This window comes from Bacillus sp. SIMBA_154, assembly GCF_046536015.1.
In the GTDB taxonomy this organism is placed as follows: Bacteria; Bacillota; Bacilli; order Bacillales; family Bacillaceae; genus Bacillus; species Bacillus pumilus_P.
In genome coordinates this window covers 1-257 of sequence record NZ_JAWJBV010000414.1, presented here as the reverse complement: position 1 = coordinate 257, position 257 = coordinate 1, and the positions used below count along the sequence as shown (strand labels likewise).

Below are 257 nucleotides of genomic sequence, written 5' to 3'. Positions count from 1 at the left end.
ATAAAGAAATCAATGTTACCCATACCCGGGCGGACCAGGAAGCCTGGAAAAACGTGCGGAAAAAGCCGCTCCATGAACGAGACGGCCAAATAAAGGACGAACATACGTTATCCTTGCCGCATATCGCCGCCCGGGTCCTAGGAATTCCTCATGATACAACCAATTATTTTATTTATTTACATTAATTATATGAAACAGACGGCATGCCTATTTTAAGTGAATCACTGAATCGTCATATTGAGCCGGTGCCTTTTTAA

The 257-nt window shown here is 42.8% G+C and carries 1 pseudogene; it reads left to right on the top strand.

Annotated features, from left to right (window positions below):
- Positions 1-185, top strand: a pseudogene (locus R0K30_RS22590) (YceG family protein); the annotation flags it as partial.
- Between the last annotated feature and the right edge of the window lie 72 nt (positions 186-257).